This window comes from Nocardia nova NBRC 15556 (assembly GCF_001613005.1).
Taxonomy (GTDB): domain Bacteria; phylum Actinomycetota; class Actinomycetes; order Mycobacteriales; family Mycobacteriaceae; genus Nocardia; species Nocardia nova.
In genome coordinates this window covers 1-19,547 of sequence record NZ_BDBN01000013.1, presented here as the reverse complement: position 1 = coordinate 19,547, position 19,547 = coordinate 1, and the positions used below count along the sequence as shown (strand labels likewise).

Below are 19,547 nucleotides of genomic sequence, written 5' to 3'. Positions count from 1 at the left end.
TAGCCGAACCCACTGCCGCGAGTGATCAGATCCAGATCGATGTTGTAGCGGGCGGCGTAGTAGGCCAGCGGAAATCCGGTGATCATGATGACGATCGCGAAGATTCCGATGCCCAGCAACGCGTTTCCGGTGCCGTTCGCGATGCCGATGTTCGCGCCGATGGAGAAATCCGCGAGATAGGCGATGCCGCCCAGCGCGGAGACGCCCACCACGGCCGGACTCCATTTGCGGTAGCTGCGGGGCGCGAAGCGCAGCGTGTAGTCCTCGAGGGTTTCCTTCGTCGCGGCGGCAGCGGTCGCCGGACGGGTTTGCACATCAACCACGATCTACTCCTCATCGTTTCCGCGCTCGGCGCGGCCTTTCGAGGGTGCAGGTCCCGTGTGGTGTCCGTTTTGCCGCTCGGTTACCGCCGTGTAACGCCCCGCGACGTGCGGTTTTGCGCTCTCCCTTTACCGTGGTGCATGACCTTTGACTCGACAGCGAAGGCGAACGACCCCGGTGCGGGCGCGGCCATCCGGCCCTCCGCGACCGACCGGATCCGCTCCTGGACGGCGCTGGTACTGGCGGCCGCACCCACCGCCGCGATCCTCACGGTGCTGCTCTACGGGCTCGGTTTGGCGATGGGCTTCGGCACCCTCGGCATCCTCGCCATCGCGTGGCTGGCGGTGTGCGTACTCGTCGCGGTGGTGTTCTTCCTGGGCGCCGAGCGGCGGTGGTTGACGGCACGTTTCGGGGTGCGTGCGCCCACCTCCGCCGAGCGGCACGCGCTGACGACGGCGTGGGAGCGGGTGGCCCGGCGGTCCGGCATCGCCTCCTCCTCGCACTCGCTGTGGATCCGGGAGAGCGAGCGCGAATTGCTGCTGCCCCGGCGGATGATCGCGGTCCCCTCCGCCGTACTCGGTGCGCCCCCACGGCAACTCGAAGCGGTGCTGGCCCGTGAACTCGGATATCGGTCCGAAGGACGAGTAGCGCTGTGCCAGTTCGTATTCCGATATTTCAATCTGCCGTTGGTATGGCTGGAGCGGGTGTTGCTCTCGGGTCCGGCCGCGGTCGGAGCGTGGCTGACGCGGCGGATGACGCCACCGGCGGCCCGGATCTTCGGGATCGGCTGGAGTGCGGTCAGCCGGGTGCTGGTCGCCTGCCCGGCGATCGCGGCCACCACTGTGATCGTGGGACTTCCGGCCGCACTGCTGCTGCGCATCGCTCCGGAGGTGGCGGCCTGCGCGCTCGTGCCGGTCGTGCGCCGCATCGACTACCGGGCCGACCGCGCCGCCGTCGACCTGGGATACGGCACGGACCTCGGTGTGGCACTGCAGGAACGGCGGGCGGAGTCCGGCGACGCGGCCGCGCTGTATGCCCTCTCGGTGTCGGCGTACGCGCCGCGGACCTCGGTGGACGAACGCGTTCGCCACATCCGCGATCGCATGGACGAGCGGGTGCGTATCGCCGGCTATTCGGGGCCTGTGCTTCCGGAAAGCGGTGCGGCACAAGGATTTACCGGTACCGAGCGATAGGGTGGCGGTCCGGCCCCCGCCGCGGATGCCGGACCGGTTCAGCAGTCCTCGAATGCGGCTTTGATGTACCCCGAGGACTGATACAGGTACTGGTAGGCCCATCGCGCGGCACCGATGTGCGGATGCGCGTCGACGAGGAGAATCTCACCGCCCCAGCACTTGCCGAGCACATACCGGGCGCGGGAGATGTGCGGCGTGAAGGTCACCACGATCACGCGCCGCCAGTTCTCGCGGGCGGCGCGGGCGGCCAGTTCGCGTCCCTCACCGCGTGTGGTGCGCGGCTCGGGATCGAAGCAGCTCACCCGGAAGCTGTAGCCGCCGTGACAGATTCGGTTGATCAGCGGGGAGTGGTCGTACGGATCGGAGAACACCACCTGCGGGGCGTAACCGTCGTGGGCCAGGCGCAGCGCCAGTTCCTCGCGGCCGTCGTGGGCTCCGCCGAGCACCAGGATGGCATCGGCCGCGTGCGGGGTGTCGGTCCGCGGGCGCACGTACACCGGCCACAGCGCCGCCACCGCGACGGCGAGCACGAGCACGACCCCCACCGCACCGCGCACCCACCACCTTTTTCGCACCCTGCGATGGTAGGTGGTCGGCGAATGCGCTGATCGGCGACGGTTTCTCCCTGTACACCCACTGTTGCCTGCGCCCTCGCCTCGTGGACGCGGACCGGCCATACCCGGCACGTATCAATCGATTATGCGTCTGACGGTATTCGGGACGGGATATCTGGGAGCCACCCATGCCGCCTGCATGGCCGAGCTCGGTCACGAGGTGCTCGGGGTGGATATCGACCCCGGCAAAGTGGCCAAATTGTCCGACGGCGTCGTGCCGTTCTACGAACCCGGCCTGGAGGCGGTGTTGCGCCGCAATCTCGATGCCGGGCGACTGCGCTTCACCACCTCCTACGAGGAGGCGGCCGCGCACGCCGACGCCCATTTCCTCGGTGTCGGCACGCCGCAGAAGAAGGGCGAATACGGCGCGGACCTGAAATATGTCCATGCCGTGGCCGATTCGCTGGCGCCGCTGCTGGAGCGGCCGTCGGTGCTGATCGGCAAGTCGACGGTGCCCGTCGGCACGGCCGCGGAACTGGGCCGCCGGATGCGGGCCCGCGCCCGCACCGACGTCGAGGTCGCCTGGAATCCGGAATTCCTGCGGGAGGGGTTCGCGGTGCGTGACACCCTGCGGCCCGACAGGCTGGTCCTCGGTGTCGACGCCGAACGCGAACGCGCCGAATGGGTGCGTGCGCAGGTGCGCGAGATCTACGCCGACCTGATCGCGGCGCAGGTGCCGTTCCTGCTCACCGACCTGGCCACCGCGGAATTGGTGAAGGTGTCCGCCAACGCGTTCCTGGCCACGAAGATCTCGTTCATCAACGCGGTCTCCGAAGTCTGCGAGGCGACCGGGGCCGATGTCACGATGCTGGCCGACGCGCTGGGTCACGACGCCCGCATCGGCCGGCGCTTTCTCAACGCCGGGCTCGGCTTCGGCGGCGGCTGCCTGCCCAAGGACATCCGCGCGTTCATGGCCCGCGCGGGGGAACTCGGCGCCGATCACGCGGTCGCGTTCCTGCGTGAGGTCGACAACATCAATATGCGCCGGCGCACCAAGGTGGTCGATATGGCGGCCAAGGCGTGCGGCGGCTCGCTGCTGGGCGCCAATGTGGCGGTGCTGGGCGCCGCCTTCAAACCGGAATCCGACGATGTGCGCGATTCGCCCGCGCTGAACGTGGCCGGAATGATCCAGCTGCACGGGGCCGTGGTCACCGTCTACGACCCGAAAGCGCTGGAGAACTCGCGCCGGGTGTTTCCCACGCTGAACTACGCGACCTCGGTGGCGGAGGCCTGTGATCGAGCGGATGTGGTGCTGGTTCTCACGGAATGGGACGAGTTCACCGCACTCTCGCCGCGCGACCTCGAGCCGGTGGTGCGCGGGCGTTCCATCATCGACGGTCGCAACTGTCTCGAGCGCGCCGAGTGGACCGCCGCGGGATGGGTGTACGCGGGACTCGGCACGTCGTAGGGTGGCGGGAGCCAGGTAGAGTGGCGGCGCCCTGCGGCATGAGCATCGGGCCCGCACAGCGGCCCGGCTTCGCTCGCACGGCCCAGCGCAGGCCGTGGGGGCGGCGGTCGGGCGTACCGGTCGTGAAGCGTGAAACGAGATGGGCGGCAGATGAGTTCGGTACTGGGAGTTTCGGTGGGGGCCGGCGCCATTCGCGTCGCGATCCCACATCCCGGTAATTCCGCCGAACGATTCGTCTCCACCGCCTTCGACGTCCAGGCGATGCCGGTCGCCGAACAGCAGTCCATGGACGATGTGGCCGCCGAAACCGTCGGCGCCGTCTTCGGTTCCGCGCCGGAGATCGCCGCGACCGCGCTGGCCTATCGCAACGAACAACACGCGCGCACGCTGCGGGGCGCCCTCGCCCGCCGTCAGCTCACCAACTACGAACTCGTGCCCGAGGTCGCGGCGGCGCGGGAATTCCTGCGCGCCACCGGTGAACTGCAGGGTTATCGCACGGTCGCGCTCTACGACCTCGGCAGTTCCGGGCTCTCGGTCAGCGTGATCGACGTGGAATCCGGAAAGGTGAGCCACAGCGAGCGCACCAGCGACATCAGCGGCGACTATCTGGATTCGCTGATCCGTGAACAGCAGATCGCTTCCGGCCGGATCGAACATCCGCCCACCGCACAGGGTTTGGCGGCCCTGGACGGCGTATGCCGGCAGGCCAAGGAACAGCTGTCGAGCACCACGGCGGTCGCGGTCCCGTCCGAGCACGGCCTGGTGCTGTTGTCGCAGGAGAACTTCGAAGCGCTGATCATGCTCGCCGTCGAATCGTCGGCCCGCATGACCCGCGATGTGATGATGCGCTCCGAACAGGCCGTGCAGGCGGTCTTCGTGATCGGTGGGTGTGCCCGGATCCCGCTGATCGCGCGCATTCTGGAGCGGTGGATGGGCATGCCCGTGCTGGTGCCCGCCGATCCGGAGACCGTGATCGTGCGCGGCGCGGCGCTGCTCGCCCGCCCGGCCCAGGTGGCCGCACCCGCACCCGTCCCGCAGGCGCCCGGGCCCGGATCCGCCGACGACACCGTGCAATTGGCGCCGGTGTGGTTGTCCGAGGATGCGCTGCGACGCGCCCGCAAACGCAACAAGGCGCGCGGCAAGAGCGCACCCGGCGGCAAGGTCGGCGCCGTCGATGCCGGTCGCCGCCGGGAGTTGAGCGTGGCCGGGGTGGCGGTCGGTGCGCTGGTCGTCGTCGCGGCGCTCGGGATCGGTCTCGGCTGGGGCCAATCGGTTCTCCGCGGTGATTCCCAGAGCAACACCTCAGCCCCCAGTTCGGTGCCCGACGCTCCGCCCCGCGCCTCCGCGGACCCCTCGGTCGCGCCGACCACCGATGCCACCAACGCCTCGGTGGCCGCGCCCACTCCCAACTGGCAGGCGCCGACCACCACCACCTCGGCCGCGCCCTTGGGACCACCGACCATCGTCGTCCCCGGCCTGCCGCCGATCGTGGTGCCGACCATTCCGCCGCTGCTGCCACCGTTCCCGCCGCGGCAGTAGGCCCGGAGCGCGCCGAGGTGCGGGGGCTGACGAGGCCGGGGCCGTGATGCGCCTCGATTCGGCCGAGGGCCTGGCAAAGCAACGACCTTCGGCCCTGCCCCAACCGGTGGCCGACCGGGCACTGTCGAATGATGACGATTTCCACCGAGGTCAAGACGATCCGGCTGACCCGCGCGGTGCTGGCGGGCGTGGCAGCATTCATCGCGTTCTGGGCCTCGGCCGGGGCCATCGGTCTCGCCGGTGGCGGTGCCGACCTCGGTGCCGCCGTCGAGGCGCGATTGCCCCTGCACAGTCCGGTTCTCGCAGCCGTTCTCCTCGGTCTGCTCGTGGCGGTTCCGATGGCGGCGACGGCCGCCGCGGTCATTCGAAACGATCATCGGGCGGCCGCGATGGCGGTGTGCAGCGGTGCGCTACTGGTCGGCTGGGTCGCGGTGCAGCCGATAATCATCGGCCAGTTCTTCTGGCTGCAACCGGTCTTCGGTCTGCTGGGCCTCACCGTCGCCGGACTCGGCCTGTCGCTCAACGCCCATCGCGGGCGGTGACATCCGACCGGATCAGCCTGATCATCACCTATCGGCTGGTCCGAGGAGTGTGCGAGATGCCCCCTGTCCAGATCGCGGTCTGCGGGCCGCGCGACTGCACGAACGCCGAGGCCGCTACCGCGCGGGAGGTCGGCCGGCTGCTGGCTCGGGCCGGCGCAGTCGTGTTGTGCGGCGGCGGAACCGGGGTGATGGCGGCGGTCGCCGAGGGCGCGTCGGCCGAAGGCGGCCTGGTGATCGGAGTACGGCCGGACACCGGCCGAGCAGGTGTGTGTGCCGGACTCTCCGCCGTCCTGTACACGAATATGGGCGAGGCACGGAACGCGATTCTGATCTCGTCGGCGGATGCGGTGGTCGTGGTGGGCGGTTCCTGGGGAACGCTGTCGGAGCTGGCGCTGGCGAATCGACGTGGGGGCGTGCCGGTGGTGTCGATCGGCGGATGGCAGATCCTCGATGCGGAGGGCGAGACCGTCGAGGGGAGTCACCGGGCGGCGAATGCGGCCGAGGCGGTCGCATTCGCCGTGGCCGGTGCTCGACCCGCCGGCTGACGCCGGGCTCGCCTCAGGGCGCGAAGCTAGCTCCCGCCGACGCCGAGAGCCGTGAGCAGCACGAGTACGAGAGTCGCGACGGCCAGGACGCCGTGCCCGCCGACGATCGCCACCGGGAAATGCCGCTCGGCGGGATCCCCGGCCTCGGGTGCGGTCACCTGCCCGGTGGTGCGGGCGCGGTAGACGGGCAGCCAGCGCAACAGCATCACGAATCCGAGCAGCGCGACCGGAACCAGCAGTCCGAATCCGACCCAGGCCAAGGCGTCGTTGTCGATCACGAGATAGACGATCCACACCACCAGACCGGCCACGGCGAGCAGGAAGTGCCCGAAGACCACCGGCGGCGGCAGATGACTGGAACCCGGTTGTCGCACACCGCCTTTGGCGATCCAGGTGGCCAGCAGGAAGAACCCTCCGCCCGCGGTGAGCAGCCAGAGGATCAGAGCTGCGATGCCCATGATGACTCCCGAGTGTGAGAAGGGAAGGTCAGCGGCGGTAGCCGGTGGCCTGGGTGCTTTCGCCGGCGACCCGGACGCCGTAGCGGTAGGCGAGTTTGCCGCCGAGATATCCGGATATGCCCAGCACGAGCAGGGATGCGATCGACAAGACCAGGGGCCCGACGGGTGTCGCGCGATCGGTGCCGGCCGCGGTCCGCCACCAGAAGTTCAGTGCATAGGCGACGGTGATGATCAGGTTCAGGCTCATGTGGATCAGCCCAATGCGGAACGCGGGCGTGCCGGACGGGATGGCGAACAGGTCCAGAAAGCCGATCGAGGCGGCGGCCAACGCGCCGAGCACGCCGATCGCCACCAGCCATTCGGCCCCGCGGGCGAGAAACTGCGGGTCGTCGACGATGTGGGAGCCGATGTCGAAGACGAGGCTCGCGACCCACGCCCCGATCGGCACCGTCACCAGGATCGGGTGGAACGGATGCCCGTACGGCCCGGCCAGTGCGGCGCTGACGGGTTGTTTGGCCTGCTCCATATCTCCGGCTGCGACATCACCGGCCATGGCTCCACGCTCCCTCGGTCGAGGTTCAGTTTCGCCAATAAGTATTGGCGAAACTGTATCGGTGGTCAATACAACGCATGTGAATCGATGCCATCGATCTTTCGACCCAATGGATTCGGCGTTATTGTGGTCGAATGACCAGCGATTCGGCGATCGGTGCGGTCGCGGTGCTCGATGACGACCTGCGGCGCGGCATGTACAGATTCATTCGCGGCGCCCGGCGGCCCGTGACTCGGGACGAAGCGGCCGAACAGGTCGGGATCTCGCGGAAGCTGGCGGCCTTCCATCTGGACAAACTCGTCGCCGCCGGACTTCTCCAGGCGCGTTACGAACAGACCGGCGGCCTGCGCCGGGTCGGCCGCGCTCCCAAGGTGTACGAGCCCACCGCCGCCGAGGTGCGGGTGAACATCCCCGAACGCCGCCACGAAGTGCTGGCCGAAATCCTGATGGATGCGGTGCTGGCCGAGAGTACCGGCGAAACGGCCCGCGACGCCGCCGAACGAGTCGCGGCCGAACGCGGAAACGCCTTGGGCCACAACGCCCGCGAGCGCCTACGCCCCGGCCGCCTCGGCGTCGAGCGCGCCCTGACGGTGGTGCAGGCGATCCTGTCCGACCAGGGCTTCGAACCCAGCCGCGACCCGCTGAACTGCCTACGCCTGCGCAACTGCCCCTTCCACCCCCTCTCCACCCAAGCCCCCGGCCTGGTCTGCGGCCTCAACCACGCCTACCTGCGCGGGGTGCTCACGGGCCTGAAAGCCGAGGCGATCGAAGCGGTACTCGCGCCGACCGCCGGCGAATGCTGCGTGGAACTCCGCCCCGCGCACTAGGTGTGGGCGGGACGAGGCTGTGGTCGGCAACCGGGCGTGATGGCCGGCGAAGACTTCGGCCGGCCATCACGATGAGCCGATCTGCTCTCAGGCGGCCAGGTTGGCCAACTGCGGGAGTCGCGACACCAGTGCGTCGAGTTCCTCGCGCCAGCGGCGATGCACGTTGAGGCGCTCGGGGGCTCCGGTGTGCGGCATGCGGTAGTACACCTTCGACCACAGCGGGTTGATCTTCATCTCCGTGAACATGGCCGTGCTGAAATGCTCGGCGCACACCAGGTTCGCGGGCCGGCCCGTCCACTTGTTGGCCTCGACGATGACGACCGACGTATTGGTCAGCACGACGAAGTAGTACTTGCGCACGAACAGCATCGCGAACCGCACGTAGGGCAGGTCGTCCACCCACGGGCTCGGGCCGGTGATCGCCTGGAAGGCGAGCTGCATCTGCTCACCCGGCGGGGCGAATTCGACCAGCTTCTCGGCCAGCTGTTTCTGGATCGTCGATTTACGGAATGCCATGCGGCCCACCCCCGTTGAAGATTCCCCCGGCACCGTGCCGGTGGAACGCACCGACCTTAGCGGCATTCGCGCGCGCCTGCCACCCCGCGATCGAACCCGCGGGGAGGCGTCGCGATCCGGTGCGGCATCAGCGGCCGGCCGCCGCGGCGCTGTCCAGCGCGTCGAGGGCGGCGAGTTCGGCGGTCAGTTCGGCGCGGATCGCGGTGATCGCGTCCCGGCCGATCGGTAGCCGCAGCGGCGGTGTGGGCGATTCGACGGCCGCGATGATCTGCTGCGCGGCATCGTCGGGATCGCCGTAGACGCTCGGGTCCAGGGTAGACAAACGGTCGAAGGCCGCTCGGACACTGGCGCCGTAGTCGGGATGCGTGACAGGCGTAATCCCCAGCGACGCAACGAAACCGGTGCCGAACATTCCGGGCTCGACGATGGTCACATCGATGCCGAGATGGGCGACCTCCCGGAGCAGCCCCTCGTTCATGCCCTCGACGGCGAATTTCGTTGCGGCATAAAGGCCCAGGCCCGGCGACGGCGCGGCCACACCGGCTACCGACGAGATCTGCACGAGGTGGCCGCCCTTCTGCTCGCGCAATACCGGCAGTGCGGCGCGCACGACGTTGAGCGATCCGAACACATTGGTTTCGAATACCGCGCGCACTTCGCTGTCCGGAATCTCCTCGAGCGCACCGAACACCCCGTAGCCGGCGTTGTTCACGACCACGTCGATCCGGCCGAAGGCCTGCTTCGCGCGCGCGATCGCCTGCCGGGACTGCTCGGCGTCGGTGACGTCCAGCGGGGTCACCAGGATTCGCCCGGGATGCTCGTCCGCCAGTTCCCGCAGGGCCTGCGCGCGCTGAGGGTCGCGGGCCGTCGCCGCGATCCGGCCCCCGGCGGACGCGATCGCACGAGTCAGTGCCAATCCGAATCCGGAGGAGGTCCCTGTTATCAGCCACACCTTGTCTGTCGCCATCGCATGTCCTCACCTGCGGTTAATTAAGATACTGCTCGTATCGTATCCAAAAGGTTAGACTTGCGCCATGGTCGAGGTGAAACAGTCGCGCGGTCCGGGCCGGCCGCGCAGTGAACGATCCAGGCGCGCGGTGCTGGAGGCGGCCCGCGACCTGCTGACCGACCGCGGCCTGCCGGGCCTGAGTGTGGACGAGATCGCCGCCCGCGCCGGAGTCAGCAAAAACACCATCTACCGCTGGTGGCCCACCAAGGCGGCCGTCCTGATGGATGCGTTCACCGACGCCTTCGCGGACCGGATGAGCGTCCCCGCCGAGGGGGATGCCCTGACCCGTCTGCGCACCACGGTCCGCCGCGTGGCGACCTTGATGAGCGATCCCGACGCGCGACGTCCTTTCGTAGCCCTGGTCGCCGCCGCGCAGCACGATCCGGAATTGGCTGCGGCGCTGCGAGATCGGTTCATCGCCGGGCGGCGGGCCGAGGTGGGTGAGCTCCTCGCCGACGCCCGATCCGCCGGCCGCCTTCCCGCGGGTCTCGACCCCGACACTGCCATCGATCTGATCTACGGCGCCCTCTATTACCGGCTGCTGGTCAGTGGGGAGACCATCGATTCCGGCTATGCGGACCGAATTCTGACCGCGATGGGCCTCCTCCCGGACTGAACGACGCTGAACGAGTTGGCCGTCCGGTTCCCTCGGGAAGCGTCGACGGTCGCGTCCGATTAGCGCCAGCACCGGCCGGGACCGATTCCTAGCGTCGTGTTCATGGACAACGACCTGCTGATCGACACCCGTGCTCCGGTCCTGCGCACGGCCGTCGTCGGACTGATGGCGGTGGCGGCCGGGCTCGGCACCGCGACCATGTACGTACTGCAGCCGGGGATCGCGGCGGTGGCGGGATCGCTGCACGCGTCGGTCGCGGAAATGGGGATAGCGCTGGCGTGCGGGCCGGTCGGCTATCTGCTGGGGCTCGCCCTCCTGGTTCCGCTGGTGGACCGGTATCCACCTCGGACAGTGGTGTCGCTGCAGTTCGCCGCGCTCGCCGCGGCCTCGGCGATCGGCGCCGCGGCCGGGGCGGTGTGGTTGCTCGGCCCGGTGATCGGCCTGATCGGTGCGGCCTCTTCGGTGGGAGCCCAGATGAGCTCGGTGGCAGGGCGTTTCGCGGAACCGAGCCGGCGTGCGACGGTGCTGGGAACCGTGACGGCGGGGATCTCGGCCGGAATACTGGCCGGGCGAATCGTCGGCGGTTGGCTCACCGACCTCATCGGCTGGCGGGGCATGCTGCTCGTCTTCGCGACGGCGTGTGTGGTGCTCGCGGCGGCGACCCGGGTCGTGCTGCCCGCCGCAACCGCCCCGGTCGCCTCCGGATATCTGGCGATGCTGCGCGGGCTGCCGAGACTGTTCACCCGCTATCCGTCGCTGGGGTCGGCGGCCCTTCGCGGCACCTTGTGGTTCTTCGCCTTCTGCACGGTGTGGGGCGGTCTCGCGGCGGCTTTGTCGCAGCCGCCGTTCTCCTACTCGTCCGAGCGAATCGGCTTGTACGCGTTCGCCGGACTGGCCGGTGTCGCCGCGACGCGCATCGCGGGAGCGTGGACGGATCGGGTGGGGGCGCGTCGTGTGATCCTGGTAGGTCTCGTCGTCGCCGGTACAGCCGCGGTGATACTCGCTGTCGCCCTGTCGAATACGGTGCTCGCCCTGCTCTGTCTCGGTCTGTTCGACGCGGGCCTGTTCGCGGCGCAGGTCGCCAATCAGAGCACGGTGCTGGCCATCGACCCGGGCTCACCCGCCCGGTTCAACAGCGCCTACATGGTCGTGTATTTCGTCGGGGGCAGCGCCGGCACCGCCTTCGGTGCGGCCGCGGTGAGCTGGTTCGGATGGGCTGTTACGGCGGTGATAGCAGCGCTGGCGATCGCGGCGGCAGGTACCCTCACCGCCGGTAGTCGAAAGCGCGTCGATCAATCCCCGTAACCCGTTGTGGGCCAAGAGGATCGGTTGCGCGGCGGGGGATCGTTGCGGGGGTATGGCTCGGCATCCGGTCGCGGTGGCCGGGTGGGCCAGCTCGGCCGGGGGTCGTCGTGAGGGCGGCCGGACGGGACGCGCCGGTGGCCGCCGGTGGGCTCTCCGGTGCGGCCGTCGATACGCCGGTGACTGCCCGTATCGGTCCGGCGATCATCGATGCGCCGGTGACTGCCCGTATCGGCCCGGGGATCGTCGATGCGCCGGTGGCCGCCGGTGTCGGCGCGGCGTTGGCCCCCGGTCGCATCGGGCGAGGGGGCGGTGCGGCGACGGGTGGGCGGCTCGGCCGGACGCCCTTCGACGCGGCGATGACTGCCCGTATTCGGTCCACCGCGGTGGTCGATGTGGTCGTGACCGGCCCTGTTCTCCCGGCCCTGCACGCGCCGACTTCCTGCGGTCTCGTCACGCGCGGCGACGCGGCGGTGGCTGCCGGTGGTCTCGGCCGCACTCTCCGCCCGGCGCCGGCCCGTGGCAACGGCACGGCGGGGTTCGGGTTCGGGCTCGTAGTCGTCGAAGCCGGCGCGTTGCCCGAAGGGGCGGGCCAGCAGGACCGCGATGGCGGTGGTCAAGGGCACCGACAGTGCGAGGCAGATGCCGCCGACCGCGGATCGGGTGATTTCGATGGCCACCGCATCACCGGTGAGCACGTCGCTGATGGAGCGCCCGGCGACGGAGAACATCAGCAGCAGCGGCAGCGCGCCGCCGGCGTAGGCCAGGACCAGGGTGTACACCGTGCTGGCGATGTGGTCGCGGCCGACGCGCATGGCGGCCGCGAAAACCTCACGCCGCGTTGCCTCTTCGTCGAGTGCGGCGAGTTCGAAAGCGGCCGAGGCCTGGGTGATGGTGACGTCGTTGAGCACACCGAGGGAGCCGATGATGAAGCCCGCGAGCAGCAGGCCGGTAATGCTGACGTGCTGGATATAGGTGGCGACGTTGGTGTTCTGCTCCTCGGACAATCCGGTCAGATTCGTCACCTCCAGCGCGACCCACGACAGCACCGCCGCGAGCACCATCGCGCTCAGTGTGCCCAGCAGCGCCGAACTGGTCCGCAGATTGACGCCGTGCGCCAGATAGAGGACCGCGTAGAGAATCAGCGCTCCCGAGACGAGGGCAACCGGCAGCGCGGGCTTCCCGTCGAGCAGTGCGGGCAGCAGGAATACGACCAGCACCCCGAAGGCGAACACCAGGCCGAGCACGGCGCGCAAACCGCGCCACCGCGCCACCGCGACGATCACCACCACGAAGACGAGCGTGATCAGCAGCAGGGGCATGCCGCGCGAATAGTCGTCGAAGGAATAGATGGTGGTTCCGCTCGGGTCGTCCTGGCGAACCAGCCGAATGTGGTCTCCGGCATGCAAATCGGGTTGTCCCGGCCCCGGCGCGATTTCGAGCAGCGTACGGCTGCCTTTGTTCGGCCCCGATTCGATCGAGACCAGACTGCGCTGGCAGGTGTAGGCATTGGTCGGCGGTGGTTGCGGAGTATCGGGAAACGCGCGCCCGTTCGACGGACTCCCGCACGGCCCCATATCCTGCATCGCCACGGTCCCGGCCTCGGTCTGCACCGCCCCGCCGCCACCGTTCTGCATCGGCAACGGAATATCCACATGCTGCCGACTGGGCCACAACCAGATCATGGCGATCACGACGATCACCCCGATCGCGGTGAGCACCCCCACCACCACCCGAGCCGCCGTAGCCCCGATAGCAATGGGCCCGGAATGGTCATGATGGTGATGATGATGCTCGCTCACCGCAGCGAGCTTAAAGGAACTTATTTTCAACAGCAGCGCGTACTACGTCTCCGCGTGCTTTGGCCGGATTCACGCGCCCGCTTCAGCCTCAAAGAACAACCGCACACCTGATCACGCAAACGCGGAGAGGCGGTACAGCGGGGAGGCGGGGGAGCGGGCGGCGGAGAGCAGGGGGATGTCTCCGCCGCCCGAAAGGGATCCGACGGCCCAGGGGGGTAGGCGGTCGAATCCAGGGCCGAGCGGCCCAGGGGGGGGTAGGCGGCTCGGCCGGGCACTGTGAGTGCCGAGGACTACTGTACACAAAAGTTCGAAGTTTGCGCCAGTAAAGTCTTCAAAAACCTACTTTTCCAAACTCCCGGTTTGTTTTGGCACGTCCCGGCCCCGACTACTGGCGGTAGCTGGAGAGGAAATTGCCGAAGCGCTCGATCGCCACGGCCAGATCCCGGGCCCACGGCAGCGTCACGATGCGCAGGTGATCGTGCTGCGGCCAGTTGAAGCCGGTGCCCTGCACCATCAGGATCTTCTCCTGAAGCAGCAGGTCGAGCACCAGTTTTCCGTCGTCGTGGATGTCGTGCACCTCGGGATCCAGCCGCGGGAACGCGTACAGCGCGCCCTTCGGCTTCACGCACGAGACGCCGGGGATCATATTGAGCTTCTCCCACGCCACATCGCGCTGCTCGAGCAGCCGCCCGCCGGGCAGGATCAGATCCTCGATGCTCTGGTAGCCGCCGAGCGCCACCTGAATCGCGTGCTGAGCGGGCACGTTCGGACACAGCCGGGTGGAGGCCAGCAGGTCGATGCCCTCGAGGAATCCGGCCGCGTGTTCCTTGGGACCGGTGATGACCAGCCAGCCGGACCGGTATCCGGCCACGCGATAGGCCTTGGAGAGGCCGTTGAAGGTGAGGCACAGCAGGTCGGGAGCCAGGCTGGCGAGCGAGATGTGCTTGGTGTCGTCGTAGAGGATCTTGTCGTAGATCTCGTCGGCGAGCAGCAACAGCTGATGTTTACGAGCGAGGTCCACGAGCTGCTGCAGCACCTCCGACGAGTACACCGCGCCGGTGGGGTTGTTCGGGTTGATCACCAGCAGGGCCTTGGTCTTGTCGGTGATCTTCGATTCGATATCGGCCACATCCGGCTGCCAGCCGTTGGACTCGTCGCACAGGTAGTGCACGGCGGTGCCGCCGGCGAGACTGGTCATGGCGGTCCACAGCGGATAGTCCGGTGCGGGGATGAGCACCTCGTCGCCGCTGTCGAGCAGCGCCTGCATCGTCATCGTGATCAGTTCGGAGACGCCGTTGCCCAGGTAGACGTCGTCCACGTCGAATTCGGGGAAGCCGGGGACCAGCTCGTACCGGGTCACGATCGCGCGGCGCGCGGGCAGGATGCCCTTGGATTCGGAGTAGCCCTGCGCGTACGGCAGCGCGGCGATCATGTCGCGCATGATCACATCGGGGGCGTCGAAACCGAACGGCGCCGGGTTGCCGATGTTCAGCTTCAGGATGCGATGGCCCTCGGCCTCCAGTCGTGCCGCATGTGCGTGCACCGGCCCACGGATTTCGTAGAGAACGTTCTGGAGCTTCAGGGACTGCTCCAGAATCCGGGGCGGCTGATGCGGTGACTGACTGGTAGGGCTCACCTGTTCAATGGTGCCACCGCCTCGCAACTGCATATCCGAGGCATCGCCCCCGCGCCGTATCGGCGTTGCGCCGGTCACATCGGGGCCGGCGCGCCCGCCGCTCAGGTCGGCGGATTGGCCGGCAGCATCCCGGTGGCGACCGTGGTGCCGCAGAACTCCTCGATCCGTTCGTCCAGACGGCGCGCCTCGACCGCGTCGCGGAAGCGGGGAGTGGCGATGCGACGGCGCAGTCCGGTGAGCCGCTCCTCGAGTTGGGCGATGCGGCGATCCTCGGAGAGTTCGAGTACCGGACTCAGTGCGTCGCCGGCGCCGTCGAGACTGCCGTTGATCAGCTGGGCCGCCGCGTTGTCGACCCGCGCGAGCGCCTCGGCTCCGTACGACCGCTGTTCGCGGGGGCCGCCGCTGTACAACTCGATGGTGCGCTGGGTTTCGGCCAGGGCCGGTTCGGCCTGGCCGAGATGGATGTAGGTGGCGCCGGCGTAGTAATGACTCTTGGCCTCCGGGAAGCCGAAGACACCGCCGGTCTCGTCGTGCAGTTCGTCGGTGCCGGTGCCCGCGCGTGCGGCCTCGGCGGCGCGGATGCAGCGTTCGGCGTCCGCGGCGCTGCCGAGTTTGGACCAGATGCGCGCCTCGATGTTGTGCAGCCGGACCTTCGCGGTCACCGAGTCGGCGTACTGCTGACCGTTCTGCGCGAGTGCCACCGCCCGGCGCGGCCGCTCGGACCAGTATTCGATCAGCGCCTGCATGCCGCGCGTCCACGCGCGTAATCCGTTGTGGCCGCACAGTTCCGCATAGGCCCAGGCCGCACGGGCCTGTTCTCCGGCGGCGTCGAGATGTCCGAGATCGGTACTGGCGTTGGCCAGCAGACCCGACAGCGTTCCGGCCAGCAGATACAAATGGCTTGTGTCCGCGGGCTTCTGGTGGCCTTCGAGCAGCCGGTACACCCGCCGGCGCACCCGCAGCATCTCCACCATCATCGGAACCGGCGGCACGTGGACATACTCTCTGGCGATGCGGGTGGCATCGGCGTCGAGCTGTTCCAGCGCGGAGGCGCCGACGTTACTCGCCTCGGCGCGACCGGCGTGCTCGCTGGCTTCGTGGGCAGCCGCCATGATCAGATCCCTCTCCGAAATCTCGGCTAACGCATCACCTCTCATCGCACCTGCGTCTACGAGTGCCAAAAGTTCCGCGTCGCTCGAATACTTGCTGCGCGTCGAATGACCTTGACGCACCTCGAATTCCGGTTCCGGCCGATCGATGACGGGCTGATCGATCATGGCCGCGAACCGTGCCCGCACGACTTCGTCGGACCTGGCGAGTGATGTGTCCAGCGCGGCCTGGTTGACCGGGCGCGGATGCACCCGGGCACCGCCAGCCTCCCATTTCGACACCAGGCGTTCGTGTACACCGAGATGGGCCGCGAACTCCCTGATGCTCATGCGTTTGGCATCGCGGAGGGCGCGGGCTTCCTTACCTGACCACTGCCGGACCACGATGTCATCCCTTCCGCGCGAACTGGTCTCCAGAGTACGAGCGGACGGTGATCACGGCCACAACCGAAACCGAGCTGGTACAGGGGAATTGGCTGGTCCCGGCGGTTTGGGCAGTGAAAGGGCAGTGCAGGGCGCGTGTGGGGGCGTTTCGGGGACGTCGCAGTGGCGGGAGCCTTGAAGATATCGAGAGAGTCGCCGTGAAGGTCGGGAAACTGTGAACGTCGAGAAGCTCAGAACCGCCGACGATTGGGTGATGTTCTATCGGCATCACGCCGGTCTGACATGTATCCAGCGTGGGGGATTCGTCACGCTGCCGGTGACCGGCGCCGTCGGTGTCGTGCATCTGCCGGCCGACCGCGCCGAAGCGGTGTGCCGATCGCTGACCGAACACGGCGGGTGCGGGCCGGTGCTGGCCCGGCGCGCGCGCTGGAGCTTTCTCGTATTTCCCGACAGCCGGCCCGGTGGGCAGATCGCGGAGATTCTGCAGCGTCTCGATATCGGCATCCCGGCCGACGGCGGCGAGATCATGATGCCCACCAGCCTGGGCCGATGGACCCGCGAGGGTTGTCACTGGATCGTGCCGCCGGGGCCCGACCTGGAACTTCCACCCCTTTCGATAGTCGTCACGACGGCGCTGGCGGTGGGAAGAGGCGGCGAGGACTGAACCCGCAGACCGGTCCTCGCCGCTGCCGATCCGGGTCCGCCTCGTTGCCTGTCGGGGGCGGACCCGGATTCGGAACGTGGATACCATCACATCCGGAACAGTCCTTCTTCAGATTTGACCCATTTGTGACATGTTGACGTTTAAGATTGCCGGATGAAGCTCCAGCGCCTTACCGCGATATCCGCACTGGTCGTCGGCGCCGTCACCGCCGGAACCACGGCCGCGCACGCCGAACCGGCCGCCGCACCCCAACCGGCGGCGATCAAGTACTCCATGAGACTCGTCGACAAGACCGTGGTGACCACCCTGCAGGGCGGCACCTTCCGGATCGCCGCGGACGGCAAGTCCTACGCCATCACCGATCCCCACGGCGCCACCGTGGTCTCACTGCCGACCGAGGTGCGCGTCGCCGGGACCGAGGTGCCAGTGACACCGGTGGTCAAGAACGACGGCACCATCCTCGAGTTGACGCCGCAGCGCACCGTCACCGTCGACAAGCCGGTCACCGTACAACCGATCGCCTCGCCGCTGGAGAACCATCGCGCGATGAACGACTTCGAAACCAATTTCGGCGTCGCGACCGCCGTCGGCACCTTCCTGGGTACCGCTGTCGGCGCCATCATCGGCGGTGTCACCGGCTGCATCCTGGGTTTGCCGCTGCTGGGTGTCGGGTGCATTCCGGCCGCGGTCGCCGGCGCCGGTATCGGTGGCATCCTGGGAACGATCGCGATCGGTGGTCCCGCGCTGGCGATCACCGGATTGGACATGATCGGCACCCTGTCGGCCGCGCCGGGTACGACCAAGTGGGCCGACGACAAGTAGGTCCGGTTCCGGCCGACCGCGGTCCGACTGTGCCGCAACCCGATTCGCGGCACAGTGCCTTGTGAGGGCCCCCAGTACTGGGGGCTCCTCCGCTGGTGGGCATGCGCGTAACATCGACCCGCTTGCGTGGCCGAAAGTGGTGAGCTCGAAGCGAATTCACCGCAAACCCGCAGGTGTGACGGCGCTCGTCGAGGGGGCGGGCGCCGAGATTCGATGACGGAATGGAAGTATCGATGAATCTCCGCAGCCTCACCGCGGCCTCCGCGCTGACGATCGGCGCACTGACCGCCGGGCTGACCACCGCCCACGCCGACCCGGCTCCCACGCCGGAGCAGACCGGGATCAGGTACTCGGTCAAACTCGTGGACAAGACGGTCGTGACGACCTTGCAAGGGGGGACCTTCCGGCTGGCGCAGGACGAGAAGTCGTACTCCGTCACCGATTCCCACGGCGCCACCGTGGTTTCGCTGCCCACCGATGTGCGCGTCGACGATGTCGCCGTTCCGGTGAAGCCGGTGGTGAAGAACGACGGCACCGTCCTCGAACTGACGCCGCAGAAGACGATGACCACCGACCATCCGGTCACCGTCCAGTCGATCGCGTCGCCGCTCGAGAACCAGCGCGCGATGAACGACTTCTCCACCCAGTTCGGACTCGCCACGGCCGTGGGCGGATTCGTCGGCACCGCGATCGGCGTCGTGGTCGGCGGAATCACCGGCTGCATCCTGGGCCTGCCGCTGCTCGGCGTGGGCTGCATCCCCGCCGCGATCGCCGGCGCCGGCGTCGGCGGCATCCTCGGCACCATCGCCGTCGGTGGCCCCGCACTCGGCATCGCGGGTATGGACCTGATCAACACCCTGCAGGCCGCCCCGGGAACCAGCAAGTGGGCCAAGGACTCCGCGGGCAACTAGGAGTTACACACCATCGAAGGCCGGTCGCTCGCGCAGCGGCCGGCCTTCGGCGTTGCGGCGAACCCGCCGCTATCCGTGAATGCTCCGATTCGCAGGCCGGTAGTGCCGGAAACGACACGGGGGCGCTGCCGGTGTCGGCAGCGCCCCCGTGCGGTGAGGCGAACTACTTCTTGCGGCCCGGGGCCTTCGCTCCGGACTTGAAGCCCAGGCCACCCGGCTTGGCGGTCGGAGGCTGGACCTCACCGTTGCCGCTGTCGGCGGATTCGGTAGAGGCCGCCGGTGCCTCCGGTGCGGGAGCCGACTCGGTAGCCGGAGCCTCGGTCTCGGCTGCTTCGCCGCCGGCCGCGTCGGCCGGTGCCGCGCCGTTACCGGATTCCTTTGCCGCCGGGGCGGATTCGGAAGCGGCGGGCGCGGCGGTGCCCGGGGCCTTGGGGCCGGGGCGCTTGAAGCCGGACTTCATCGCCAGACCCTTCGGCGCCACCGTCGGTTTGGTTTCGGTGGGGCCGGTGGACGTGGCGGTCGGAGCCGACTCGGCCGGTTCCGCGGGCGCCTCCGAAGCGGGCGCCTCGGCCGGGGCTTCGCTAGCGGGCTTGGCGCCCGGAGCCTTCGCCTTGCCCTTCATGGCGAGGCCCTTGCCGCCGGGTGCCTTCGCGGCACCCTTCATGGCCAGGCCGCCGGGCTTGGCGGTCGGTGCTGCCGGAGCCTCGGCGCTCTCGGCTGCCGGAGCCTCGGCTGCGGACGCCTCTGCCGCGGGGGCCTCGGCGGGCTTCGGAGTT

Annotated in this window: 18 protein-coding genes and 3 pseudogenes; 11 read left to right on the top strand and 10 right to left on the bottom strand. The window is 68.6% G+C overall.

The window, feature by feature from the left end; all coding sequences use genetic code 11:
• Positions 1 to 323 (bottom strand): annotated as a pseudogene (locus NN2_RS06705) (hypothetical protein); the annotation flags it as partial.
• Positions 324 to 461: 138 nt separating this feature from the next.
• On the opposite strand from NN2_RS06705, the gene NN2_RS06700 reads away from it, so the two are divergent.
• A complete protein-coding gene (locus NN2_RS06700) occupies positions 462 to 1,514 on the top strand; it encodes a M48 family metalloprotease (protein WP_063011371.1) in 1,053 nt (350 codons plus the stop codon).
• Positions 1,515 to 1,552: 38 nt separating this feature from the next.
• Here the strand turns inward: NN2_RS06700 and NN2_RS06695 are convergent, their stop codons facing one another.
• Positions 1,553 to 2,089 (bottom strand): YdcF family protein, encoded by a 537-nt coding sequence (locus NN2_RS06695; RefSeq protein WP_063011369.1) that lies wholly within the window; start codon positions 2,087 to 2,089, stop codon positions 1,553 to 1,555.
• 124 nt (positions 2,090 to 2,213) lie between these two features.
• Here NN2_RS06695 and NN2_RS06690 point away from each other — a divergent pair, with 124 nt between their 5' ends.
• From NN2_RS06690 to NN2_RS06675, 4 genes are all read left to right on the top strand, one after another.
• Positions 2,214 to 3,536 (top strand): UDP-glucose dehydrogenase family protein, encoded by a 1,323-nt coding sequence (locus NN2_RS06690; RefSeq protein WP_030514296.1) that lies wholly within the window; start codon positions 2,214 to 2,216, stop codon positions 3,534 to 3,536.
• Between the two features lie 150 nt (positions 3,537 to 3,686).
• On the top strand, positions 3,687 to 5,075 hold the full coding sequence (locus NN2_RS06685; RefSeq protein WP_063910698.1) for a DUF7159 family protein: 1,389 nt from the start codon (positions 3,687 to 3,689) through the stop codon (positions 5,073 to 5,075).
• A 131-nt stretch (positions 5,076 to 5,206) separates the two neighbouring features.
• Entirely contained in the window at positions 5,207 to 5,617 is a 411-nt protein-coding gene (locus NN2_RS06680; RefSeq protein WP_063011367.1) for a hypothetical protein, read from the top strand.
• Positions 5,614 to 6,162 carry an SLOG cluster 4 domain-containing protein gene (locus tag NN2_RS06675; RefSeq protein WP_245658577.1) on the top strand — a complete coding sequence of 183 codons (549 nt, stop codon included), beginning with the start codon at positions 5,614 to 5,616 and terminating at the stop codon, positions 6,160 to 6,162. The genes NN2_RS06680 and NN2_RS06675 overlap by 4 nt, the downstream gene beginning before the upstream one ends.
• A gap of 26 nt (positions 6,163 to 6,188) precedes the next feature.
• Here NN2_RS06675 and NN2_RS06670 read toward each other — a convergent pair whose 3' ends face one another.
• Entirely contained in the window at positions 6,189 to 6,620 is a 432-nt protein-coding gene (locus NN2_RS06670) for a hypothetical protein (protein ID WP_063011365.1), read from the bottom strand.
• Positions 6,621 to 6,648: 28 nt separating this feature from the next.
• Positions 6,649 to 7,173: a DUF2231 domain-containing protein gene (locus NN2_RS06665; protein ID WP_063011363.1), complete on the bottom strand. Its 525-nt coding sequence runs from the start codon at positions 7,171 to 7,173 to the stop codon at positions 6,649 to 6,651.
• A 134-nt stretch (positions 7,174 to 7,307) separates the two neighbouring features.
• Between NN2_RS06665 and NN2_RS06660 the strand changes: the two genes are divergently transcribed.
• A complete protein-coding gene (locus NN2_RS06660; protein WP_030514302.1) occupies positions 7,308 to 8,000 on the top strand; it encodes a helix-turn-helix transcriptional regulator in 693 nt (230 codons plus the stop codon).
• Positions 8,001 to 8,087: 87 nt separating this feature from the next.
• On the opposite strand, the gene NN2_RS06655 is transcribed toward NN2_RS06660, so the two are convergent.
• Positions 8,088 to 8,516, bottom strand: a complete 429-nt coding sequence (locus NN2_RS06655) for a hypothetical protein (RefSeq protein WP_064907133.1) — start codon at positions 8,514 to 8,516, stop codon at positions 8,088 to 8,090.
• Positions 8,517 to 8,643: 127 nt separating this feature from the next.
• Positions 8,644 to 9,483 (bottom strand): SDR family oxidoreductase, encoded by an 840-nt coding sequence (locus NN2_RS06650; protein ID WP_063910697.1) that lies wholly within the window; start codon positions 9,481 to 9,483, stop codon positions 8,644 to 8,646.
• A gap of 67 nt (positions 9,484 to 9,550) precedes the next feature.
• Between NN2_RS06650 and NN2_RS06645 the strand changes: the two genes are divergently transcribed.
• Together NN2_RS06645 and NN2_RS06640 are read left to right on the top strand one after the other, a co-directional pair.
• Positions 9,551 to 10,141, top strand: coding sequence for a TetR/AcrR family transcriptional regulator (locus tag NN2_RS06645; RefSeq protein ID WP_063011361.1), 591 nt, complete (start codon positions 9,551 to 9,553; stop codon positions 10,139 to 10,141).
• 102 nt (positions 10,142 to 10,243) lie between these two features.
• Entirely contained in the window at positions 10,244 to 11,446 is a 1,203-nt protein-coding gene (locus NN2_RS06640; RefSeq protein WP_063011359.1) for an MFS transporter, read from the top strand.
• A 575-nt stretch (positions 11,447 to 12,021) separates the two neighbouring features.
• Here the strand turns inward: NN2_RS06640 and NN2_RS06635 are convergent.
• The 3 genes and pseudogenes from NN2_RS06635 to NN2_RS06625 form a co-directional block, all read right to left on the bottom strand.
• Positions 12,022 to 13,245: pseudogene (locus NN2_RS06635) on the bottom strand (YibE/F family protein); the annotation flags it as partial.
• Positions 13,246 to 13,630: 385 nt separating this feature from the next.
• On the bottom strand, positions 13,631 to 14,890 hold the full coding sequence (locus NN2_RS06630; RefSeq protein WP_036523778.1) for a pyridoxal phosphate-dependent aminotransferase: 1,260 nt from the start codon (positions 14,888 to 14,890) through the stop codon (positions 13,631 to 13,633).
• 92 nt (positions 14,891 to 14,982) lie between these two features.
• Positions 14,983 to 16,320 carry an NsdA family TPR-like regulatory protein gene (locus NN2_RS06625; protein ID WP_082856777.1) on the bottom strand — a complete coding sequence of 446 codons (1,338 nt, stop codon included), beginning with the start codon at positions 16,318 to 16,320 and terminating at the stop codon, positions 14,983 to 14,985.
• Positions 16,321 to 16,588: 268 nt separating this feature from the next.
• Between NN2_RS06625 and NN2_RS06620 the strand changes: the two genes are divergently transcribed.
• The 3 genes from NN2_RS06620 to NN2_RS06610 all read left to right on the top strand — a co-directional run bounded on the left by NN2_RS06620 (position 16,589) and on the right by NN2_RS06610 (position 18,771).
• Positions 16,589 to 17,038, top strand: coding sequence for a hypothetical protein (locus NN2_RS06620; RefSeq protein ID WP_030514310.1), 450 nt, complete (start codon positions 16,589 to 16,591; stop codon positions 17,036 to 17,038).
• Positions 17,039 to 17,191: 153 nt separating this feature from the next.
• The gene (locus NN2_RS06615) at positions 17,192 to 17,860 is read left to right on the top strand and encodes a DUF8020 domain-containing protein (protein ID WP_063011355.1); all 669 of its coding nucleotides are present in this window, start codon (positions 17,192 to 17,194) and stop codon (positions 17,858 to 17,860) included.
• Between the two features lie 233 nt (positions 17,861 to 18,093).
• A complete protein-coding gene (locus tag NN2_RS06610; protein ID WP_030514312.1) occupies positions 18,094 to 18,771 on the top strand; it encodes a DUF8020 domain-containing protein in 678 nt (225 codons plus the stop codon).
• A gap of 163 nt (positions 18,772 to 18,934) precedes the next feature.
• Here NN2_RS06610 and NN2_RS37650 read toward each other — a convergent pair.
• Positions 18,935 to 19,547: pseudogene (locus NN2_RS37650) on the bottom strand (Fe-S oxidoreductase); the annotation flags it as partial.